This window comes from Anaerolineales bacterium (assembly GCA_015075725.1).
GTDB lineage: Bacteria > Chloroflexota > Anaerolineae > Anaerolineales > Villigracilaceae > Villigracilis.
Map to the genome: position 1 here is coordinate 2,922,480 of JABTTV010000001.1, position 18,657 is coordinate 2,941,136.

Sequence of the window (18,657 nt, forward strand, 5' to 3'; positions counted from 1 at the left end):
AGGTAAAAGATAGTAATGGCGCGTGAATATCCGCTCGAACAATATAGGAATATTGGCATTATTGCCCACATTGACGCCGGTAAAACGACCACCACCGAGCGGATCATGTTCTATACCGGTTTAACTCACCGGATAGGCTCTGTCGATGAAGGCACCACCGTGACGGACTGGATGGTCCAGGAGCGGGAGCGTGGAATCACAATTGTTTCCGCCGCTGTCTCCGCCGAGTGGAAGGGATACCAGGTCAACATCATCGATACCCCGGGCCACATCGACTTTACCGCCGAAGTTCAACGTTCCCTCCGTGTATTGGATGGGGGCGTTGTTGTGTTTGATGCCGTCCAGGGAGTGGAACCGCAGTCCGAAACCGTCTGGCGCCAGGCGGATCGTTACGGCGTTCCGCGTATTTGTTTTGTCAATAAGATGGACCGTGTCGGCGCTTCCTACGAAAGAACCATCGAGACCATCATCGACCGTCTCGGCGCCAACCCCATACCGATGCAGGTCCCGATCGGTTTTGAGGCGTCCTTCAGGGGAGTCATTGACCTGCTTTCGATGCAGGCAATAATTTGGGAGGACGATCTCGGCAAGGAACCAAAAATCACCGAAGTCCCCGGGGACATGAAAGCGCAGGCAGAAGAAGCCCGCGCAAAAATGGTGGAAAAGATCGCGGAACTCGACGACGACCTCATCCATAAATTCCTCGAATCACAGGAAATCACCGTACCCGAACTCAAAGCTGCGTTGCGTAAGGGTGTCATTGCGAACAAGGCTACCCCTGTTTTCTGCGGTTCTTCATTGAAGAACAAGGGTGTTCAGGTAATGCTAGACGCAGTTGTGGATTACCTTCCCTCCCCGGCAGATAAACCCACCATTTCGGCTTCCGAACCTGGAAATCCCGAAAACACATTCGAGCTCCCGACTGTCGACGATGCTCCTCTGAGTGCGCTCGTCTTCAAGATAGTGACCGATCCCTATGTTGGGCGTCTTGCTTATATCCGTGTTTACTCCGGCGTCTTGAGCCAGGGACAAACCGTTCAGAACAGCACCAAGGGGAAGAAAGAACGCATCGGGCGCCTTTTGAGAATGCATGCCGACCGCCGCGAAGATATTACTGAAATCCGTGCAGGCGATATCGGCGCAGTGCTTGGTTTCAAAGAATCTTTCACGGGCGATACCCTTTGTGATAATAAGTCGCTCGTTTTGGAAAGCATCTCCTTCCCCGAACCCGTTATCTCCATCGCCATCGAGCCGAAGAGTTCGAGCGACCAGGAAAAGATGGGTGAAGCGCTTCGCAAGCTTGCTGAAGAGGATCCCACGTTCCGTGTCAATTCCGATGAAAACACCGGTCAGACTGTGATCCGCGGTATGGGCGAGTTGCATCTTGATATCATCGTTGACCGCCTCCTGCGCGAGTTCAAAGTTCAGGCGAACGTCGGTACCCCCCGCGTTGCTTATCGCGAATCGATCACCAAACCCGTCAAGGAAGTCAACTACAAATACGCGAAGCAAAGCGGCGGCAAAGGGCAATATGGTCATGTTGTCTTCTCTCTCGAGCCGGGTGAACGCGGGAGCGGCATTGTCTTCGAAAACAAGATCGTCGGCGGCGCGATTCCGAAGGAATTCATCAATCCGGTCGAAAAGGGTTTCCGCGAAGCTTGCGAGAGCGGCGTCCTTGCCGGTTACCCGGTTGTGGATGTGAAGATCACGCTTTTCGACGGTTCCTTCCACGAAGTCGACTCGAGCGAAATGGCGTTCAAACTTGCCGCCTCGATCGGTTTCAAGGAAGGCGCTAACAAGGCAAATCCCATTCTTCTCGAACCAATGATGAAGGTGGAGGTTGTTGTCCCCGAGGAATATCTCGGTGACGTGATGGGCCAGATCAATAGCCGCCGCGGTTTGATTCAAGGTATGGACGTCCGCCCCGGCAATGCGCAGGCGATCCGCGCCATGGTTCCATTGGGCGAAATGTTCGGGTATGCCACCCAGCTTCGTTCGGCCACCCAGGGACGCGGTGTCTTTAGCATGGAATTCGACCACTACGCGCCGGTCGCGCAGTCGGTTGCTGAAGAAATTTTGAAATCGTAACGGTTATTACCAAGGAGCATCATTATGGCGAAAGGAAAGTTTGACAGGAGCAAGCCGCATCTGAACGTAGGGACGATGGGGCACATCGACCACGGCAAGACGACGCTGACGGCTGCGATCACGAAAGTGGCGGGTTTCGCCGGGCAGGCGGAATTCAAAGCGTATGATCAGATCGACAATGCGCCGGAAGAGAAAGCGCGCGGGATCACGATCAACATTGCGCATGTCGAATACCAGACGGACAAGCGGCACTACGCCCACGTGGACATGCCGGGACACCGCGACTACATCAAGAACATGATCACGGGCGCGGCGCAGGTGGACGGCGCGATCCTGGTGGTGGCGGCTCCGGATGGACCAATGCCGCAGACCCGCGAACACGTGCTTTTGGCGCGCCAGGTGGAAGTGCCGAGTATTGTCGTGTTCCTGAACAAGGTCGACATGATGGACGACCCGGAGCTGCTCGAACTGGTCGAGTTGGAACTGCGCGAACTGCTCTCGAGCTACGGCTTCCCGGGCGACACGACCCCGATCGTGCGCGGCAGCGCCAAGAACGCGCTGGACAGCACCTCGACCGACCCGAACGCGCCGGAATATGCCTGCATCAAGGAGTTGCTGCGGGTGGTGGATGAATACATCCCGGAACCGAAGCGCGACAAGGACAAGCCGTTCATGATGGCGGTGGAGGACGTGTTCTCGATCAAGGGGCGCGGGACGGTGGTGACCGGACGGGTGGACCGCGGCGTCGCCAAGAAGGGCGACGCGATTGAGATCGTGGGTTTGCGCGAGACGAAGAGCAGTGTCATCACGGGCACCGAGATGTTCCACAAGGAGTTGGACGAAGTGGTGGCGGGCGACAACGCGGGCATCCTGCTGCGCGGCATCGAACGCACGGACGTGGAGCGCGGACAGGTGCTGGTGAAGCCGGGCTCGGTGACGCCGCACAAGAAGTTCCTGGCGGAGGTGTACGTGTTGAAGAAGGAAGAGGGCGGGCGTCACAAGGCATTCTTCTCTGGGTATCGACCGCAGTTCTACATTCGCACGATGGATGTGACGGGCGACATCAAGCTGCCGGACGGCGTGGAGATGGTGATGCCGGGCGACAACGTGAACCTGGAAGTGGAGTTGATCGTGCCGGTGGCGTTGGAGCAGGGCTCGAAGTTCGCCATCCGTGAAGGCGGTCTGACCGTCGGCGCCGGTGTCGTCACCAAGATCATCGCGTAAGGCGGAGAATCATGGCAAAACAGAAAATTCGCATCCGCCTCAAGGCTTATGATCATCGCGTTCTCGACCAATCCGCCAAGCGGATCGTCGAGACCGCGGAACGCACAGGCGCTCATGTGGTTGGTCCCGTGCCCTTGCCAAGCAAGAAGGAACGCTATACAATACGTCGCTCTTCCTTCATTGACAAGGACTCTCATGAGCACTTCGAGATCCGCACACACAATCGTTTGATCGATGTGCTGGACCCAGACTCGAAGACAATCGATATGCTGATGCGGTTGAATTTGCCCGCAGGCGTCGACATCGAAATCAAAATCTAGTCTGTCAATATTACGCGCCCAGCGCGTTTCATTGAGACGGCGCAAGAGTCGGTTTGCGCGCGGACAAAAGGTCCGCCTCGCAAGCCGTCTGACTGTGCCGCACGGAGATGATGTGGTTGTTGCCCCAACCGGCAGTCTCGTCAATATCTTGTAAAGGAGAAATTTGAGCATGTTGAAAGGGCTGATAGGTCGCAAGATTGGCATGAGCCAGATCTTCGATGAGCAAGGCGTCGCCTATGCGGTGACAATCATCGAAGCTGGCCCATGTTTCGTTACCCAGGTTCGCGCGCCGGAAAAAGAGGGTTATTCCGCCGTACAACTGGGCTTTGGCGAAACAAACCCCAAGCGCCTCACACAAGGCGAAGCCGGGCATTTGAAAGCCAATGAAATTCCCCCCCTGCGTTTCATCCGTGAATTTCGTGCAAAGGACCACGGCTTGAAAGTCGGCGATAAAGTGACCGTCGGCGATGCATTTGTGGTTGGCGAGCGCGTGGATGTGATCGGCATAAGCAAGGGTAAGGGCTTTGCCGGGGGCGTGAAGCGCTACCACTTCCACGGTATGAACGCCACCCACGGTACATCCGACCGCAACCGCGCACCCGGTTCGCGCGGCTCCGGTACCACGCCGGGCCGTGTGTACAAGGGTTCCCGCGGAGCTGGTCACATGGGCATGGATCGCGTGACAGCACAGAATATCAAGGTTGTGATGGTCGATCCGGAACGCAATTTGATCGCCATCAACGGCGCTGTGCCCGGCGGCAAGGGGAGCGTCGTGATGATCAAGGAATCGCGCAAACAGTAGCGCGGGCAGGATACCGGAGCGATATCATGAAAGTAGATGTTCTTGATTTGAAGGGCAAGAAGGTCCGCGAGATCGAGCTTCCCGCGAAACTTTTCGAAGCCCCAGTAAATATGGATTTGATGCATCAGGCGTATACGCGCCAGATGGCGAATGCGCGCCTTGGAACGCACGATACCAAGGTCCGCGGGGAAGTTCGCGGCGGCGGCCGCAAGCCCTGGAAGCAGAAGGGAACAGGCCGCGCCCGGCAGGGTTCGAGGCGCGCGGCGCAGTGGGTCGGCGGTGGCCGCATCCATACCCCTCATCCCCGAAGCTATGAATTACGGATGCCCAAGAAGATGCGTCAGGCGGCTCTCCGCTCTGCCCTCTCAGTAAAGGCTTCCGAAGCCTCCATTGTGGTCGTGGACGATCTCACCATTGCCGAACCTAAAACAAAGCAGGTTGCAGAGGCGCTTGGCAACCTTGTCGGCGTCTCCACGGCATTGGTGTTGATGCCCACCCGCGATCAGAATTATGACCTGATAATGCGGACCGCGAGCAACATCGAGAGCGCAAAAGTGCTTCTCGCAAGTTATTTGAATGTGCGCGACCTTCTTAATTTCGAAAAAGTCGTCCTGCCCGTCAAGACGATCGATGCGCTGGTTGCGCATCTTGGATAGGAGAGAGACATGACCGATCTTTATAGTGTCCTCGTCCGCCCGCTGGTGACCGAAAAATCAAATGTCCAATCGAGCAAGATGGGCCATTACGTCTTTGTTGTCCGCAACGATGCCACCCGCAGTGTGGTAAAGGATGCGGTCGAGACTCTCTTCGATGTCACCGTGGCGCGCGTGAATATCGTCAACGCCCCGGCGAAGCACGGCCGCCGAGGTCGTTCCCGCCGCATGGTGATCCGCCGCCCCGCTTTCAAGAAGGCGATAATCACCCTTGCCGAGGGGAGCAAACCCCTCGAGATCTTTGAAGGGGTGCAATAATGGCAGTCAAAAAATATAAACCGGTAACTCCCGGCATGCGCGACATGACGGGGCATACCTTTGAGGAAATTACAAAATCCACTCCGGAGCGCTCGCTGCTCGTCATCAAGAAACGCTCCGGCGGCCGTAATGCCTATGGACGTGTGACTGTCCGGCATCGCGGTGGAGGCGCCCGCCGCTATATCCGTGTCGTGGATTTCAAACGCGAGAAGCACGGCGTTCCTGCGAAGGTTGCAGCGATCGAATACGATCCCAATCGCACGGCACGCCTCGCCCTCCTTTATTACGTGGATGGTGATAAACGATACATCGTCTCGCCCCTGGACCTGAAAGTTGGCGACACGATCATGTCCGGACCCAACGCTGAAATTCGTTCCGGCAACTCGCTGCCGATCAGCAACATCCCGGTCGGTACAATGATCCATAACATCGAAATGAAACCCGGCAAAGGCGGACAACTTGTCCGTTCGGCGGGAGGCGCGGCGCAATTACTCGCAAAGGAAGGCGACTTCGCGCAGATCCGCATGCCTTCCGGCGAAGTCCGGCTCATTCATCAGGTTTGTTATGCCACGATCGGGCAGGTCGGAAATCTCGATCACAGCAATGTGAAGCTGGGCAAAGCAGGCCGCAAACGCCATCTCGGCATCCGCCCGACTGTTCGTGGAACCGCGATGAGCCCGCGCGACCATCCACACGGCGGTGGTGAGGGACGCCAGCCGGTCGGTCTCCCCGGTCCCAAATCACCGTGGGGTAAACCCACCCTTGGCAAGAAGACCCGCCTTAATAAGAAGACGGATCAGTACATCGTGCGTCGTCGCAGCAAGACGAATCGCTAGTTGATGAGGTAAGCAGATATGTCACGTTCATTGAAAAAGGGCCCATACGTTGAAGCGAAGCTGCTCAAGCGTATCGAGGCCATGAACCAGAAAAAAGAAAAGAAGGTGATTCGCACCTGGAGCCGCGCCTCGGTGATCTTCCCGCAGATGGTAGGACATACGATCGCGGTCCATGACGGACGCCGACATGTGCCGATCTACATTACGGAGAACATGGTCGGTCACCGTTTGGGTGAATTCGCCCCGACGCGCACATTCCGCGGGCATCAGACCGCCGAGAAAGCCGCTGCGACGGCATAAGGAGAAAGCCATGACGGATATTCAAGCACACGTTCGGTTTCTCCCGCAGTCCGCGCAGAAAGTCCGCGCTGTCATCGATCTGGTGCGTGGTAAAAGCGCCATCGAAGCGTTGGAGATTCTCAAATTTGTAAATAAACGCGCGGCGCATCCGGTGCATAAGCTGGTTGCTTCTGCAGTGGCGAATGCCGAGGAAAATTTCGGCGTCAGCCGCGACGATCTATTCGTCGCAAAGATTACCGCCGACGAAGCGCCGACCCGCAAGTGGAGACGATTTGGCGCACGCGGCCGGTTCAAACCGATATTGCGCCGTAATTCCCACGTGACGGTCGTTTTGCGCGAGCGCGGAGCATAGGAGACATTTATGGGTCGAAAAGTACATCCCGTTGGATTTCGTCTCGGCATCAACCAGCCCTGGGGAGGGCGTTGGTTCGCCGAGGGAAGCACTTACCGCCAGCAACTTCACCAGGATCTCGCGATTCGCGGCTTGTTGATGGGCAAACTTTCAAAGGGGGGCGCTGCTGCAAATGAAAAGATTCGCGAGCTTCGCAAGGACCTTTCCGATGCCATCCGCGACGGCAAGGCAGGTGTCTCCCGCATCGACGTGGAACGCACCCCCGGTAAAATTCGCATCGCCATCCATACTGCCAAGCCCGGTATCCTGATCGGGCGCAAGGGTGAGGGTGTGAAGAAGATCCGGGCTGCGCTTGAATCGCTGGTGGGCAAGAAGATCGAGTTGGATATCAAGGAGATCTCGAACCCGGACGTGGACGCCAAACTGGTTGCACGAAACATTGCCGACCAACTGGAACGCCGCATTGCCTATCGCCGCGCCATGAAACGCGCAATACAACAAGCCATCAAGCAGGGCGCCGAGGGAATCAAAATTCTCGTTGGCGGCCGTTTGGGCGGCGCGGAAATGTCCCGCGATGTCTGGCTTCGGGAAGGACGCGTACCGCTGCAAACCCTGCGCGCAAACCTGGATTTCGCTACCGACGAAGCGTTGACCACCTACGGTCAGATCGGCGTAAAGGTCTGGATCTATAAGGGCGAAGCGACACCGGAAATCGATGAGAAGACCGAGGCGACGGAAGGCGTTTACGTCAGCGAATAATCGCGACGTCGCTTGAGATGAGGTTATTGAAATGTTGATGCCTAAAAGAGTAAAGTGGCGCAAGCAGATGCGCGGTCGCATGAGGGGCAAGGCTCTCCGCGGGGCGGAGATCTCCTTTGGCGATTACGGCCTGCAGGCGCTTGAACCGGGCTGGATCACAGCCCGTCAAATCGAAGCTGCCAGACGGTCCATCGTGCGCGAGATGAAACGGCGCGGCAAGATCTGGATCCGGATTTTCCCGGCCAAGCCGTTTACTCATAAACCGCCCGAGACCCGCATGGGTTCCGGCAAAGGGAATGTGGAATATTATGTCGCCGTGGTGAAACCCGGGCGCATCATGTTCGAAGTCAGCGGTTTGTCTGAAGAGATCGCAGTTGCGGCTTTGAAATCAGCCCAATACAAGTTCTCCATCAAGACCAAGGTCGTGGCTCGCCACGCGGGAGGCGAATAATCATGAAAGCCATGAAGCCCGCAGATATTCGCAAACTTTCACCGGAGGAAATCCGCGCCAAGATCTCTGACGCGCGCGATGAGTTGATGAAACTGCGCTTCCAACAGGTGAGCGGACAGTTGACAGACCCGAGCCGCCTGAACATCCTGCGTAAAGATATCGCCCGCATGGAGACCATCCTGGCGGAAACGCTCCGGGAAGCGGCAGTGGAAGGTGCAAAATGAACAACCGTCGTCGTATGACTGGAGTCGTCACCAGCAACAAAATGACGAAAACCGTCGTGGTGGAGATCACCCGCAAATACCGCCATCCGCTTTACAAGAAAGTGGTGTTCTCGAGCATGCGCGTCAAGGCGCACGACGAGATCGGCTGTCAGATCGGGGATGAGGTCCGCATCGTGGAATCCCGCCCCCTGTCCCGCGAGAAGCGCTGGGCGGTCGAATCTGTCGTGAAGCGTGAAGTCCGCACCGCCGATCAGGGTGTGGGAGAGTAAGCCATGATCCAGCATGAATCCCGATTGAAGGTTGCCGATAACACCGGCGCGCGAGAACTGCTCGTCATTCATATTCTGGGTGGTTCGAGGCGCAAGTACGGGGCGATCGGCGATGTGGTTGTGGCGACGGTCAAGACCGCCACTCCACAGGGCTCTGTGAAAAAGAGCGAGATCGTGAAGGCCGTGATCGTGCGCTGCACCAAGGAATGGCGCCGCGAGGACGGCTCATATATCCGTTTTGATGATAACGCCGCAGTCATCCTGGACGCAGACGGCGAGAACCCGAGGGGTACACGCATCTTCGGACCAGTGGCGCGCGAACTGCGCGATATGGGTTACATGAAGATCGTGTCTTTGGCCCCGGAAGTGTTGTAGGAGCGACGAATGAGAGTCAAGATTCGAAAAGGCGATACCGTTGAAGTGATCAGCGGCCGTCTCGAGGATAAAGGCAAGCGCGGAGAGGTGATCAATGTGATCCTCGACGAGCGCCGTGTGGTGGTGCAGGGTGTCAACATCCGCACCAAGCACCAAAAGCAGGTGCAAACCCAGGGCCGCCGAAACCTTAACCCGGGCCGCATCCAATTCGAAGGTCCCGTCGATATTTCCAACGTGATGCTGGTCTGCCCGAAGTGCGGCGAGGCCACGCGCGTCGGCGTACTTCGTGATGAAGCAGGCGCGCATCGTGTCTGCAAAAATTGCGAAGCCACGATCGACTAGCCGGAAGCAGGAATAACATGAACAGAATGCAGGAACGTTATAACAAGGAAATCGCCCCGGCTCTGCTTAAGTCGTTCGGGTTCAAGAATGTGATGCAGGTGCCTCGGCTGGAGAAGATCGTGGTGAACATCGGCCTCGGCGAGGCGCTGGATAACCCCAAGGCGCTCGAATCCGCTGTTGCTGATTTGACAAGCATCACAGGTCAGAAACCCGTGCAAACGAAGGCGCGCAAGAGCATTGCGAACTTCAAATTGCGCGAAGGCCGGTTGATCGGTACGAAGGTGACCCTGCGCGGTCCGCGCATGTGGGCATTTTTCGACCGCCTCGTAAACATCGCCCTTCCTCGCGTGCGCGACTTCCGCGGCATCTCGCCGAACGCCTTCGACGGACGCGGGAATTACACACTTGGTATCAAAGATCAACTGGTCTTTCCGGAGATCGAATACGACAAGATCGATAAACTGCGCGGGATGGAAGTCACCATTGTGACCTCCGCGAAGAACGATGATGAAGCTCGCGCATTGTTAAGACTGCTCGGAATGCCGTTCAGCGGCAAGAAGGAAGCGTAAGGTATGGCAAAGAAATGCATGCAATATCGTGAACAGCGCCGCCGCCATGCGGTGCAGGTCCGCAACCGATGTCAGCGCTGCGGACGCCCCCGCGGGTACATCCGCCGCTTCGGCTTGTGCCGCATTTGTTTCCGTGAACTGGCGTTGAAGGGCCAAATCCCCGGCGTCGTAAAGGCGTCCTGGTAATCGCCGGGCTGGAGGTAAATCATGTCATTCACTGATCCAATTGCCGATATGTTGACCCGCATCCGCAACGCCGTGATGGCGGGGCACTCGCAGGTCGCATTGCCGGGCTCGAAGATGAAGCTCGAGATCGCCAAGATCCTCAAGGAGGAGGGTTTCCTCGAGGGGTTCGAGGTGGTTGACGGCGAAAACGAAACCCATAAAGTACTGCGCCTTAAGATCAAGTACGTAGGCGAACGCCGCGAGAGGCGCGCTGTCATTTCCGGTTTGGAACGTGTCAGCAAGCCGGGACGCCGGATCTATACAAAGAAGACCGATATCCCGTGGGTGCTCTCGGGGATCGGCGTAGCCATTCTCTCGACCCCCAAAGGCGTCATGACCGGCGCGCGCGCCAGACAATTGGGCGTGGGCGGCGAGGTCATCTGCAAGGTTTGGTAGGAGGTTATAGTGTCTCGCATTGGTCGTTTAGCAGTAGATATACCCACCGGAGTTCAAGTGGAACTGACGGGCTCGAAGGTCCGCGTGAAGGGACCAAAGGGTGAACTTTCGCGGGAATTTTCCAGCCTGATCGCGATCAAGATGGAAGATAATCAGATAAAGATAGCGCGCAATTCGGATAATCCCGAGGAACGCGCCCTGCATGGAACCACCCGCGCCCTGCTGGCCAATATGGTCCACGGTGTAAGCAAGGGTTTCGATGTCGTGCTCGAAGTGGAAGGAGTCGGATATCGCGCTGAAATGGAGGGCAAGAACCTGGCATTGTTCGTGGGATATTCCCACCCCGTCAAGATCGAGCCGCCCGCCGGTATCTCCTTCGAAACCGATGCAAAAACCCGACAGATCAAGGTCTCGGGTTTCGACAAGGAATTGGTTGGGCAGGTGGCGGCAAATGTACGCAACGTCCGCCCGCCGGAGCCTTATCATGGCAAGGGCTTGCGTTATCTTGGCGAGAAGGTTCGCCGCAAAGCTGGTAAAGCAGGGAAAGGAGCCAAGTAATACATGGCTAAAAAGAGTCGCTCGCTGGCTCGCGAACGCCGTCACAGCCGCGTCCGCAAGCAGGTATTTGGCAATCCTGAACGTCCGCGATTGAACGTGTTCAAGAGCCTGACGGGCATTTATGCACAGATCATCGACGATATGGACGGCAATACCATTGTTTCCGCTTCCACTGTCGACAGGGAACTGCGCGAAAAAGTAAAAGGCATGAAAAAATCCGAACAGGCGAAAGCGGTCGGGAAAGCCATTGCCGAACGCGCGAAGCACAGGGGAATCTCCTCGGTCGTGTTCGACCGCGGCGGTTTCCGTTACACCGGGCGCGTCAAGGCTCTGGCCGACGGCGCGCGCGAAGGCGGCCTGCAGTTTTAGGAGAAGCAAATGGCTGATAATCAATTTGATAAACAATTCGAATCCCAGGATGCCTTCGAGGAACGCGTGATCGAGATCGCCCGCGTTGCAAAGGTGGTGAAGGGTGGACGCCGTTTCCGCTTCCGCGTGACGGTTGTGGTTGGAGACAAGAAAGGCAACATCGGAATGGGCGTTGGCAAAGCCAATGCCGTTCCCGATGCGATGCGCAAGGCTTCGGAACGCGCCCGCAAGAACATTCGCACGGTCAACATTTCCGGGACGACCATCCCGCATGAAGCGCTTGGGAAAGTGGCAGGCGCAAAGGTCTTTCTCAAACCGGCCTCTGCCGGGACGGGCGTGATCGCCGCAGGTGGTGTCCGGGCTGTGTTGGAAGTGGCCGGTGTGCGCGATATCCTGACCAAATCCATGGGAAGCGCGAATGTCCTCAATGTGGTGATGGCTACCTTCGACGCGCTGGATGGACTCCGTTCGCCCGCCGTCGAAGCCGCCCGCCGCGGAAAACGCGCAGAAGACCTGGCCCCGTTCTGGGAGCGGAGGAAACAACATGCCTAAGAAAGCAACCTCCGGTAAAAGCATCCGCGTAACTTTGGTGCGGAGCGCCATCGGCTATACAAAGGATCAGAAGGCAACTGTAAAAGCGCTTGGTCTGCGCCGGATGCATCAGACCGTCGAACATAAAGATTCGCCCGCCTTGCGCGGGATGTTGAACAAGATCATTCATTTGATCAAGGTTGAAGAGTAGGTCGAACATGAAATTACACGATCTTGCACCCAATCCGGGGTCGAAAAAGAATAGAAAACGCGTCGGGCGTGGAATTTCCGCCGGACAGGGGAAGACGGCGGGTCGCGGTACCAAAGGCGCCGGGGCGCGTTCCGGTGAGGGCGGTCACCTGTACCGCCAGGGCGGCAACCTTCCTTTCTATCGCCGCCTGCCGTTCATCCGCGGTGAAGGTTTCACCCCGCCCAACCAAACGGATTACAACGAAATTAACCTGGATCAACTTTCCGAGGTGTTCAAAGCCAATGCGGAAGTGAACCCTGAATCTCTGGCAGAGGCGCGCCTCCTGCGCGATTCCCAAAATCCGATCGTTGTTTTGGGGCGCGGTGAAATGAAGCATGCGCTCAAGGTGCGCGTACATCGGGTCAGCGCGGGCGCCAAAGCCAAGATCGAAAAGGCTGGCGGCTCGGTCGAGTTGATCGCCAAGGAATAAAGGAACCTTCTCATGAAGACCACCTTTTCAGGCTGGCATTATCTTTGGAAATCGGAAGACATCCGCCGCAAATTGATCATCACCCTTTTGATTTTGGTGATCTATCGGCTCGCGGCGAATGTTCCGGCTCCCGGCGTGGACCATGACATTCTCGCCGCCTTCCGGGCATCCACGACTGGATCAGGAGGCTTTCTCGGCTTCCTGGACCTGCTCTCCGGCGGAACCGTATCGAATTTCTCTTTGCTCTCGATGGGCGTATATCCGTACATCACCGCCCAGATCATCATTCAATTGTTGATTCCCATCATTCCCTCGCTTCAGAAGCGGATCCAGGATGACCCGCGCGAGGGACGACGCTGGCAGGAAAAATGGACCTACTATCTTGCCGTTCCGATGGCGGCTCTTTCCGCAATCGGGCAGATCAACATCTTCAACTCGCTCTCCATCCAGGGCATTGGCCAGCCGATCCTTCCCTTTGGATTGTTCGATGCTGAGACTTCATTGGCATCATGGTCCGTTCTGATCGCTATGACCGCCGGGACAATGTTCGCCATCTGGCTCGGTGAGTTGATCTCCGAATACGGCATCCGCGGACAGGGACTCTCCCTTGTCATCTTTGCAGGTATTGTGGCTCAGATTCCTGCGAACTTTGCCTCGCTTCTGGCGGACGAACAAAACCGCTGGATCATGCTTGCGCTGACGGTTGTCGTCATCGTCCTGACGGTTCTTGCCATTGTCTACGTCCAGCAGGGACGCCGCAATGTGCCTGTCATGTATCCCGGCCGCCGCGTTGGCAACCGCATGTCCATGCCTGTCAAAGGCACCATGCCGTTGATGGTCAACCTTTCCGGCATGATCCCGCTGATCTTTGCCAGCGCCATCCTGCAATTTCCGGCCATCATCGCCAGTTATTTCACCGCAAGTGAAAATAAAGGCGTGGCAGATTTCTTTCTTGGCGTTCAGAACTTTTTCGGCGCCACCGGCTCGAGCAACTGGGGCTACTGGACGCTTTACTTCCTGATGGTGGTGGTCTTCACGTTCTTTTATACAACCGTCATGTTCGACCAGCAGAATTATGGCGAAAACCTCAAGAAGATCGGGGCAAGTGTTCCCGGCGTTCTAACCGGCGCTCCAACACAAAAATATCTGAGCACGGTCCAAAGCAGGATCACCCTTGTAGGGGCTGTCTTCCTTGGAATTGTCGCCATCATGCCATTTCTTCTCGGTCTGTTGTTAAGCGCATTCAATATATCAGCCGCCAATAACACAGGAATATTCCTCATCACATCCTCCGGTTTGCTAATCGTGGTGGGCGTCGTGCGCGACACCTTCCAGAATATCGATGCAGAGTTAAAACTGCACGGTTATCAGGATTCGCTTTTGGTCCGCTAAAGGAAACCCGATGGCAACTTACATTGTCCTGCTCGGTCCGCCCGGTGTTGGAAAAGGAACCCAGGCACGCATCCTTTCCGAAACAAAAAAGCTGGCACATATTTCCTCCGGCGACCTCTTTCGGGAGAACATCAAGAACCAGACCGAGTTGGGAAAGGTGGTCAAGTCTTATCTTGATAAAGGTGAACTTGTCCCCGACGATGTGACCATTGCGATGATCCGCGACCGCCTCTCCCGTCCGGACTGTGAGGCGGGTGCCATTCTCGACGGCTTTCCCCGCACCCCGGCTCAGGCAGAGGCACTCGAGGCCATGCTGAAGGACTTTAAGGGGTCGGTGGACGCAGTCCCATACATCACCGCCGCGGAAAATATCCTAATCGAACGCGCGAGCGGCCGCTGGACCTGCAAGGCGAATGGGCATATCTATCACGAGAAGTTCAACCCGCCGAAACAGGCCGGAATCTGCGATATCGATGGCTCCGAGGTCTATCAGCGGGAGGACGATAAAGCGGAAACCGTCTCGAAAAGGATCCACGTTTATCTTGAGCAGACCATTCCACTCGTGGATCACTACCGCAAGGCAGGTAAACTGATCGAGGTCGACGGGACGCTCGCCGTCGAACAGGTGACAAAAACCCTGTTCGACAAATTGAAGAAATAGATTTTGTGAACGACCAGAGAATTCCTCTGATAACAGGTTTAGATAATGTTTCACGAACGCCGCATCAACATCAAAACCCCTGCCGAGATCAAGATCATGCGTGAAGCAGGGCGCATCAATGCAAGCGTTCACGCGAAAGTTAGGGAACTTTTACAACCAGGTGTGACGACCGCCGACCTCAACGCGGCTGCTGAGGAAGTGCTGAAGTCACACGGATGTGTATCGCCGTTCAAAGGTTACGGCCACCCGCCATTCCCGGCGTCCATCACGGTCAGCATCAACGACGAGATGGTGCATGGAATTCCCCACCCGAAACGCAAGTTGAAGGAGGGGGATATCGTTTCGATAGATTGCGGGACGGTCCATAAGGGCTTCGTGGCAGACTCGGCTTTTTCTGCCCCGGTGGGGGAAGTCTCTCCCATCGCGAAGAAATTGCTCGAGGTCACCGAATGTGCTTTGAATGTCGGCATCGAACAGATGCGAAAAGGCAAGCGCACGGGAGACATCTCGGCGGCGATACAAAAGTATGTGGAAAACCATGGATTGCATGTCACCCGGGAATACACCGGGCACGGTGTCGGGAAGGACATGCACGAGGGTCCGCAGGTGCCAAATATCGGCGCGGCGGGAACCGGAATCCTCCTCAAACCGGGGATGACCATTGCCCTCGAACCCATGGTACTTGTCGGGACGTATGAAACGCGCGTCCTGCCGGACAAATGGACGGTTGTTTCCGCAGACGGGTCGTTGACGGCGCATTTTGAACATACCATCGCCGTTACCGAAGGAGAACCTCAAATCCTGACTGTCTTATGACCCTGCGGAAAACCCGTAAGAATATGGACGAATTCGAGAACGACTTGTATAATCAACACTTTGGCTGTGCCGGGAACGGCAAAATGCAAGGAGAAATTACATGAAAGTATCGCCATCCATTCGCAAACGCTGTGCCAAGTGCCGCATTGTCCGGCGCAAGGGACGCGTGTTCATCATTTGCGAAAATCCTAAACACAAACAGAGACAAGGGTAGTAGACCATGGCAAGAATTGAAGGTGTAGATCTTCCCCGCAACAAGCGGACAGAAGTGGGCCTGACCTACCTTTACGGAATCGGTCCCACCCGCGCCCGAAGGATTTTGACGGAAACCAAAGTCAATCCGGATACGCGCATCAAGGACCTGACGGAATCCGAAGTCGCTTCCATCCGCGATTACATCGCCAAGCATTACAAAGTGGAAGGCGACCTGCGCCGCGAAGTCCAGATGAACGTCAAGCGATTGATCGAGATCGGCTCGTATCGCGGACTGCGCCATCGCCGCAACCTGCCCGTTCACGGTCAGCGCACCAAGACGAATGCGCGCACCCGCAAAGGCACCAAGAAGACGGTTGCCGGTCGCGGACGCCGACGCGGCGCGAAGAAGTAATTTGCCCGAAAGGTTAATTAGAAAATGGCTCAGAGTGTACGTTCCACCCGCCGCGCCGCCGGCGCGAAAAAAGGCAAACGTTCCCTGTCACGCGGACAGGTGCATATCTTTGCTTCCTTCAATAATACGATCGTGACCGTGACGGATACCGAAGGCAACACCATCGCGTGGGGCTCAGCCGGTTCCGCCGGTTTCAAAGGTTCGCGCAAGAGCACGCCTTTTGCGGCGCGCCTTGCCGCCGAGCAGGCGATCAAATCCGCCCAACAGCAGGGTGTGCAGGAAGTCGAGTTATACGTCAAGGGTCCCGGACCCGGACGAGAGAATGCGATCCGCGCTGTGCAGGCGATGGGATTGAAAGTGCTGTCCATCGCAGACGTGACCCCGGTGCCGCATAACGGCTGCCGCCCGCCAAAGCGACGGCGCGTCTAATTGAGGTTCTATATTTATGGCTAAATCATTAAGTCCAGTCTGTAAACTTTGCCGCCGCGAGGGAGAAAAACTTTACCTCAAGGGCGAGCGTTGTTTCACCCCCAAGTGCGCCTTCGAGCGACGCAGTTTCGCGCCCGGCCAGCACGGCAAGACATCCGGCCGCGGCGGCAGCCCCGGTTCCACGGGCCGCGCCTCCGACTTTGCCCGCCAGTTGCGCGCCAAGCAGAAAGCCCGCCGCGTATACGGCGTGCTCGAGCGCCAATTCCGCCGATATTACGATACGGCGATCACCCGCCGCGGTCTCACAGGTTTGAACCTGCTTCAGATCCTCGAATCGCGCCTCGATAATGTTGTCTTTCGGCTTGGGTTTGCGTCCAGCCGCGCGCAGGCGCGCATGCTGGTGACCCACGGTCACTTCACTGTGAACGGCCGCCGCACCGATGTCCCTTCGATGCTTCTTTCCAATGGCGATGTCGTTTCGGTCCGCGAAGGCTCCGGCAAGTTGTCCTACTTCAAGGAGTTGAACGCGTTCGCCGAAAAGCGCAATACCCCGGCCTGGCTCAGCCGCGATTTGAAAGTGATGAGCGGTTCTGTGGCCCGCATGCCGGAACGCGCTGAAATTGACGGAAGTCTCGACGAACAGTTGATCGTCGAATACTATTCCCGACGATAGTCCTCCGTTCGCTTCGGGTTCGGACGGCAGGTTGGTCCGCGACCCGGGGCTTGATTCAAAGGGAAAGGTGAACCGTGACGGGTATCATAACGAACATGGTCATGCCCAAGATCGAGCGCGAAGCTGAGGCTCGAAACTACGGCAAATTTATCATCAGTCCGCTGGAAGGCGGCTACGGTGTAACGCTTGGGAACGCCTTGCGGCGCGTCCTGCTTTCTTCATTGGAAGGCACAGCCATCACCTCGGTACGTTTTGCGGATGTGCTCCATGAATTCAGCGACATCCCCGGCGTGCGCGAAGATGTCATCCAGGTGATGCTACAGATCAAACAGGTGCGCATCAAAATGGACGGCGTGGACAGCGCTCGCATGCACCTCGAAGTCCGCGGCGAGGGAACCGTTACCGCGGCGGATGTTATTACTCCCGCCGAGATCGAGATCGTCAACCCCGATACGTATCTCTTCACGGTGGACAACCCCAAGACCAAACTCGACGTTGAATTCGTCGTCGAACGCGGACGCGGCTATTCGCCCGCCAATGAGCGCTCCGGCCATATGCCCATCGGTGAACTGCCTGTGGACGCGATCTTCAGCCCGGTCAAGCGCGTCAACTGGGAAGTCGCTTCCGCCCGGGTGGGTCAGAGCACGAACTACGATAAATTGATCCTCGAGATCTGGACGGACGGCACGATCTCCCCGGAACGCGCGCTTAGCAATTCTGCCCGCATACTCATCGACCACCTGCGCTACATCGCCGGTGTGAACGAGGAAATGCTGACAGTGGCTGTCGAACGCGAAACTTCCGGAAGCCGCCTGAGCAGCGAGTTGGCGGAAACGCCTGTGGAAGCCCTCGACCTCTCGGTGCGCGTCTTCAACTCCTTGAAGCGCACTGGAATCACAACAGTAGGTGATGTGTTGGAGCTGCTCGAAAAGGGCGAGTCCGCCGTCATGTCGATCCGCAATTTCGGCGAGAAGAGTCTCGACGAACTGCGCGACAAGATGCGTGAAAAGGGTTTCCTGAAAGACCAACCTACGGAGAATTAAGAAAATGCGACATTCAGTAGCAGGTTATAAACTGGGACGCACAAAGAGCGCCCGCATCGCTCTGCGCCGCAACCTGATCAAACAATTCCTTACGCACGAGCGCATCCAGACCACCAAGGCGAAGGCCGCCGCCATCCGCGGCGATGCCGAACGCCTGATCACGCTCGCCAAGAGCAGCGCGGATGCCAGCGTCGAGCAGAAAGTTCATGCCCGCCGCATGGCCGTGTCAAAACTCGGCGATGACCAGGTCATCAAGCGCTTGTTCGATGAGATCGCACCGCGTTTTGCCTCGCGCAATGGCGGTTATACCCGGGTGACCAAACTTGGACCCCGCCTTGGCGATGCCGCTGAGATGGTTGTCCTCGAACTTGTGGAAGAGTAAGAACAGTAATCAG

32 protein-coding genes are annotated in these 18,657 nt (G+C 56.6%); all 32 read left to right on the plus strand.

Annotated elements, in window-relative coordinates:
- Positions 1-15 precede the first annotated feature (15 nt).
- The 32 genes from fusA (at position 16) to rplQ (ending at position 18,644) form a co-directional block, all read left to right on the plus strand.
- A complete protein-coding gene (gene fusA / locus HS100_14020) occupies positions 16-2,088 on the plus strand; it encodes an elongation factor G (GenBank protein ID MBE7435026.1) in 2,073 nt (690 codons plus the stop codon).
- A gap of 24 nt (positions 2,089-2,112) precedes the next feature.
- Positions 2,113-3,312 (plus strand): elongation factor Tu, encoded by a 1,200-nt coding sequence (tuf, locus tag HS100_14025; protein MBE7435027.1) that lies wholly within the window; start codon positions 2,113-2,115, stop codon positions 3,310-3,312.
- 11 nt (positions 3,313-3,323) lie between these two features.
- Entirely contained in the window at positions 3,324-3,632 is a 309-nt protein-coding gene (gene rpsJ / locus HS100_14030) for a 30S ribosomal protein S10 (GenBank protein MBE7435028.1), read from the plus strand.
- Between the two features lie 169 nt (positions 3,633-3,801).
- The gene (gene rplC, locus HS100_14035) at positions 3,802-4,434 is read left to right on the plus strand and encodes a 50S ribosomal protein L3 (protein MBE7435029.1); all 633 of its coding nucleotides are present in this window, start codon (positions 3,802-3,804) and stop codon (positions 4,432-4,434) included.
- 23 nt (positions 4,435-4,457) lie between these two features.
- Positions 4,458-5,090, plus strand: a complete 633-nt coding sequence (gene rplD, locus HS100_14040; GenBank protein MBE7435030.1) for a 50S ribosomal protein L4 — start codon at positions 4,458-4,460, stop codon at positions 5,088-5,090.
- 9 nt (positions 5,091-5,099) lie between these two features.
- Entirely contained in the window at positions 5,100-5,405 is a 306-nt protein-coding gene (gene rplW / locus HS100_14045) for a 50S ribosomal protein L23 (protein ID MBE7435031.1), read from the plus strand.
- Positions 5,405-6,241: a 50S ribosomal protein L2 gene (gene rplB, locus HS100_14050; GenBank protein ID MBE7435032.1), complete on the plus strand. Its 837-nt coding sequence runs from the start codon at positions 5,405-5,407 to the stop codon at positions 6,239-6,241. Before rplW ends, rplB begins: the two co-directional genes overlap by 1 nt.
- Before the next feature lie 18 nt (positions 6,242-6,259).
- Positions 6,260-6,541: a 30S ribosomal protein S19 gene (gene rpsS / locus HS100_14055; GenBank protein MBE7435033.1), complete on the plus strand. Its 282-nt coding sequence runs from the start codon at positions 6,260-6,262 to the stop codon at positions 6,539-6,541.
- Positions 6,542-6,551: 10 nt separating this feature from the next.
- A complete protein-coding gene (rplV, locus tag HS100_14060) occupies positions 6,552-6,893 on the plus strand; it encodes a 50S ribosomal protein L22 (protein ID MBE7435034.1) in 342 nt (113 codons plus the stop codon).
- 9 nt (positions 6,894-6,902) lie between these two features.
- Entirely contained in the window at positions 6,903-7,652 is a 750-nt protein-coding gene (gene rpsC, locus HS100_14065; protein ID MBE7435035.1) for a 30S ribosomal protein S3, read from the plus strand.
- 31 nt (positions 7,653-7,683) lie between these two features.
- The gene (gene rplP / locus HS100_14070; protein MBE7435036.1) at positions 7,684-8,103 is read left to right on the plus strand and encodes a 50S ribosomal protein L16; all 420 of its coding nucleotides are present in this window, start codon (positions 7,684-7,686) and stop codon (positions 8,101-8,103) included.
- An 11-nt stretch (positions 8,104-8,114) separates the two neighbouring features.
- Entirely contained in the window at positions 8,115-8,327 is a 213-nt protein-coding gene (gene rpmC, locus HS100_14075; protein MBE7435037.1) for a 50S ribosomal protein L29, read from the plus strand.
- The gene (rpsQ, locus tag HS100_14080; protein MBE7435038.1) at positions 8,324-8,596 is read left to right on the plus strand and encodes a 30S ribosomal protein S17; all 273 of its coding nucleotides are present in this window, start codon (positions 8,324-8,326) and stop codon (positions 8,594-8,596) included. The genes rpmC and rpsQ overlap by 4 nt, the downstream gene beginning before the upstream one ends.
- A 3-nt stretch (positions 8,597-8,599) precedes the next feature.
- Entirely contained in the window at positions 8,600-8,971 is a 372-nt protein-coding gene (gene rplN / locus HS100_14085) for a 50S ribosomal protein L14 (GenBank protein MBE7435039.1), read from the plus strand.
- Between the two features lie 9 nt (positions 8,972-8,980).
- A complete protein-coding gene (gene rplX, locus HS100_14090) occupies positions 8,981-9,313 on the plus strand; it encodes a 50S ribosomal protein L24 (GenBank protein ID MBE7435040.1) in 333 nt (110 codons plus the stop codon).
- A gap of 17 nt (positions 9,314-9,330) precedes the next feature.
- A complete protein-coding gene (rplE, locus tag HS100_14095; GenBank protein MBE7435041.1) occupies positions 9,331-9,882 on the plus strand; it encodes a 50S ribosomal protein L5 in 552 nt (183 codons plus the stop codon).
- Between the two features lie 3 nt (positions 9,883-9,885).
- The gene (locus tag HS100_14100) at positions 9,886-10,068 is read left to right on the plus strand and encodes a type Z 30S ribosomal protein S14 (protein ID MBE7435042.1); all 183 of its coding nucleotides are present in this window, start codon (positions 9,886-9,888) and stop codon (positions 10,066-10,068) included.
- Between the two features lie 21 nt (positions 10,069-10,089).
- Positions 10,090-10,503 carry a 30S ribosomal protein S8 gene (rpsH, locus tag HS100_14105; GenBank protein ID MBE7435043.1) on the plus strand — a complete coding sequence of 138 codons (414 nt, stop codon included), beginning with the start codon at positions 10,090-10,092 and terminating at the stop codon, positions 10,501-10,503.
- Between the two features lie 9 nt (positions 10,504-10,512).
- Positions 10,513-11,061 (plus strand): 50S ribosomal protein L6, encoded by a 549-nt coding sequence (gene rplF, locus HS100_14110; GenBank protein ID MBE7435044.1) that lies wholly within the window; start codon positions 10,513-10,515, stop codon positions 11,059-11,061.
- Between the two features lie 3 nt (positions 11,062-11,064).
- Positions 11,065-11,430: a 50S ribosomal protein L18 gene (locus HS100_14115; GenBank protein ID MBE7435045.1), complete on the plus strand. Its 366-nt coding sequence runs from the start codon at positions 11,065-11,067 to the stop codon at positions 11,428-11,430.
- Positions 11,431-11,439: 9 nt separating this feature from the next.
- The gene (gene rpsE / locus HS100_14120) at positions 11,440-11,982 is read left to right on the plus strand and encodes a 30S ribosomal protein S5 (GenBank protein MBE7435046.1); all 543 of its coding nucleotides are present in this window, start codon (positions 11,440-11,442) and stop codon (positions 11,980-11,982) included.
- On the plus strand, positions 11,975-12,172 hold the full coding sequence (gene rpmD / locus HS100_14125; GenBank protein ID MBE7435047.1) for a 50S ribosomal protein L30: 198 nt from the start codon (positions 11,975-11,977) through the stop codon (positions 12,170-12,172). The genes rpsE and rpmD overlap by 8 nt, the downstream gene beginning before the upstream one ends.
- Before the next feature lie 7 nt (positions 12,173-12,179).
- A complete protein-coding gene (gene rplO / locus HS100_14130) occupies positions 12,180-12,641 on the plus strand; it encodes a 50S ribosomal protein L15 (protein MBE7435048.1) in 462 nt (153 codons plus the stop codon).
- A gap of 12 nt (positions 12,642-12,653) precedes the next feature.
- Entirely contained in the window at positions 12,654-14,033 is a 1,380-nt protein-coding gene (secY, locus tag HS100_14135; protein MBE7435049.1) for a preprotein translocase subunit SecY, read from the plus strand.
- Positions 14,034-14,043: 10 nt separating this feature from the next.
- The gene (locus HS100_14140; GenBank protein ID MBE7435050.1) at positions 14,044-14,694 is read left to right on the plus strand and encodes an adenylate kinase; all 651 of its coding nucleotides are present in this window, start codon (positions 14,044-14,046) and stop codon (positions 14,692-14,694) included.
- 45 nt (positions 14,695-14,739) lie between these two features.
- Positions 14,740-15,510, plus strand: coding sequence for a type I methionyl aminopeptidase (map, locus tag HS100_14145; protein MBE7435051.1), 771 nt, complete (start codon positions 14,740-14,742; stop codon positions 15,508-15,510).
- Positions 15,511-15,610: 100 nt separating this feature from the next.
- Complete coding sequence (gene rpmJ, locus HS100_14150; GenBank protein MBE7435052.1) at positions 15,611-15,724, plus strand: 50S ribosomal protein L36; 114 nt, start codon at positions 15,611-15,613, stop codon at positions 15,722-15,724.
- Positions 15,725-15,730: 6 nt separating this feature from the next.
- Entirely contained in the window at positions 15,731-16,117 is a 387-nt protein-coding gene (rpsM, locus tag HS100_14155; GenBank protein ID MBE7435053.1) for a 30S ribosomal protein S13, read from the plus strand.
- Between the two features lie 24 nt (positions 16,118-16,141).
- The gene (gene rpsK, locus HS100_14160) at positions 16,142-16,546 is read left to right on the plus strand and encodes a 30S ribosomal protein S11 (protein ID MBE7435054.1); all 405 of its coding nucleotides are present in this window, start codon (positions 16,142-16,144) and stop codon (positions 16,544-16,546) included.
- A 16-nt stretch (positions 16,547-16,562) separates the two neighbouring features.
- Positions 16,563-17,219 (plus strand): 30S ribosomal protein S4, encoded by a 657-nt coding sequence (gene rpsD, locus HS100_14165; protein ID MBE7435055.1) that lies wholly within the window; start codon positions 16,563-16,565, stop codon positions 17,217-17,219.
- 95 nt (positions 17,220-17,314) lie between these two features.
- On the plus strand, positions 17,315-18,262 hold the full coding sequence (locus HS100_14170; protein MBE7435056.1) for a DNA-directed RNA polymerase subunit alpha: 948 nt from the start codon (positions 17,315-17,317) through the stop codon (positions 18,260-18,262).
- Between the two features lie 4 nt (positions 18,263-18,266).
- Entirely contained in the window at positions 18,267-18,644 is a 378-nt protein-coding gene (rplQ, locus tag HS100_14175) for a 50S ribosomal protein L17 (GenBank protein MBE7435057.1), read from the plus strand.
- Positions 18,645-18,657: the final 13 nt, after the last annotated feature.

What these genes read in the sequence shown, in the direction of transcription:
- fusA (MBE7435026.1), top strand. Translation starts at nt 16, where the DNA reads ATGGCGCGTGAATATCCGCTCGAACAATATAGGAATATTGGCATTATT.
- tuf (MBE7435027.1), top strand. Translation starts at nt 2,113, where the DNA reads ATGGCGAAAGGAAAGTTTGACAGGAGCAAGCCGCATCTGAACGTAGGG.
- rpsJ (MBE7435028.1), top strand. Translation starts at nt 3,324, where the DNA reads ATGGCAAAACAGAAAATTCGCATCCGCCTCAAGGCTTATGATCATCGC.
- rplC (MBE7435029.1), top strand. Translation starts at nt 3,802, where the DNA reads ATGTTGAAAGGGCTGATAGGTCGCAAGATTGGCATGAGCCAGATCTTC.
- rplW (MBE7435031.1), top strand. Translation starts at nt 5,100, where the DNA reads ATGACCGATCTTTATAGTGTCCTCGTCCGCCCGCTGGTGACCGAAAAA.
- rplB (MBE7435032.1), top strand. Translation starts at nt 5,405, where the DNA reads ATGGCAGTCAAAAAATATAAACCGGTAACTCCCGGCATGCGCGACATG.
- rpsS (MBE7435033.1), top strand. Translation starts at nt 6,260, where the DNA reads ATGTCACGTTCATTGAAAAAGGGCCCATACGTTGAAGCGAAGCTGCTC.
- rplV (MBE7435034.1), top strand. Translation starts at nt 6,552, where the DNA reads ATGACGGATATTCAAGCACACGTTCGGTTTCTCCCGCAGTCCGCGCAG.
- rpsC (MBE7435035.1), top strand. Translation starts at nt 6,903, where the DNA reads ATGGGTCGAAAAGTACATCCCGTTGGATTTCGTCTCGGCATCAACCAG.
- rplP (MBE7435036.1), top strand. Translation starts at nt 7,684, where the DNA reads ATGTTGATGCCTAAAAGAGTAAAGTGGCGCAAGCAGATGCGCGGTCGC.
- rpmC (MBE7435037.1), top strand. Translation starts at nt 8,115, where the DNA reads ATGAAGCCCGCAGATATTCGCAAACTTTCACCGGAGGAAATCCGCGCC.
- rpsQ (MBE7435038.1), top strand. Translation starts at nt 8,324, where the DNA reads ATGAACAACCGTCGTCGTATGACTGGAGTCGTCACCAGCAACAAAATG.
- rplN (MBE7435039.1), top strand. Translation starts at nt 8,600, where the DNA reads ATGATCCAGCATGAATCCCGATTGAAGGTTGCCGATAACACCGGCGCG.
- rplX (MBE7435040.1), top strand. Translation starts at nt 8,981, where the DNA reads ATGAGAGTCAAGATTCGAAAAGGCGATACCGTTGAAGTGATCAGCGGC.
- rplE (MBE7435041.1), top strand. Translation starts at nt 9,331, where the DNA reads ATGAACAGAATGCAGGAACGTTATAACAAGGAAATCGCCCCGGCTCTG.
- HS100_14100 (MBE7435042.1), top strand. Translation starts at nt 9,886, where the DNA reads ATGGCAAAGAAATGCATGCAATATCGTGAACAGCGCCGCCGCCATGCG.
- rpsH (MBE7435043.1), top strand. Translation starts at nt 10,090, where the DNA reads ATGTCATTCACTGATCCAATTGCCGATATGTTGACCCGCATCCGCAAC.
- HS100_14115 (MBE7435045.1), top strand. Translation starts at nt 11,065, where the DNA reads ATGGCTAAAAAGAGTCGCTCGCTGGCTCGCGAACGCCGTCACAGCCGC.
- rpsE (MBE7435046.1), top strand. Translation starts at nt 11,440, where the DNA reads ATGGCTGATAATCAATTTGATAAACAATTCGAATCCCAGGATGCCTTC.
- rpmD (MBE7435047.1), top strand. Translation starts at nt 11,975, where the DNA reads ATGCCTAAGAAAGCAACCTCCGGTAAAAGCATCCGCGTAACTTTGGTG.
- rplO (MBE7435048.1), top strand. Translation starts at nt 12,180, where the DNA reads ATGAAATTACACGATCTTGCACCCAATCCGGGGTCGAAAAAGAATAGA.
- secY (MBE7435049.1), top strand. Translation starts at nt 12,654, where the DNA reads ATGAAGACCACCTTTTCAGGCTGGCATTATCTTTGGAAATCGGAAGAC.
- HS100_14140 (MBE7435050.1), top strand. Translation starts at nt 14,044, where the DNA reads ATGGCAACTTACATTGTCCTGCTCGGTCCGCCCGGTGTTGGAAAAGGA.
- map (MBE7435051.1), top strand. Translation starts at nt 14,740, where the DNA reads ATGTTTCACGAACGCCGCATCAACATCAAAACCCCTGCCGAGATCAAG.
- rpmJ (MBE7435052.1), top strand. Translation starts at nt 15,611, where the DNA reads ATGAAAGTATCGCCATCCATTCGCAAACGCTGTGCCAAGTGCCGCATT.
- rpsM (MBE7435053.1), top strand. Translation starts at nt 15,731, where the DNA reads ATGGCAAGAATTGAAGGTGTAGATCTTCCCCGCAACAAGCGGACAGAA.
- rpsK (MBE7435054.1), top strand. Translation starts at nt 16,142, where the DNA reads ATGGCTCAGAGTGTACGTTCCACCCGCCGCGCCGCCGGCGCGAAAAAA.
- rpsD (MBE7435055.1), top strand. Translation starts at nt 16,563, where the DNA reads ATGGCTAAATCATTAAGTCCAGTCTGTAAACTTTGCCGCCGCGAGGGA.
- HS100_14170 (MBE7435056.1), top strand. Translation starts at nt 17,315, where the DNA reads ATGGTCATGCCCAAGATCGAGCGCGAAGCTGAGGCTCGAAACTACGGC.
- rplQ (MBE7435057.1), top strand. Translation starts at nt 18,267, where the DNA reads ATGCGACATTCAGTAGCAGGTTATAAACTGGGACGCACAAAGAGCGCC.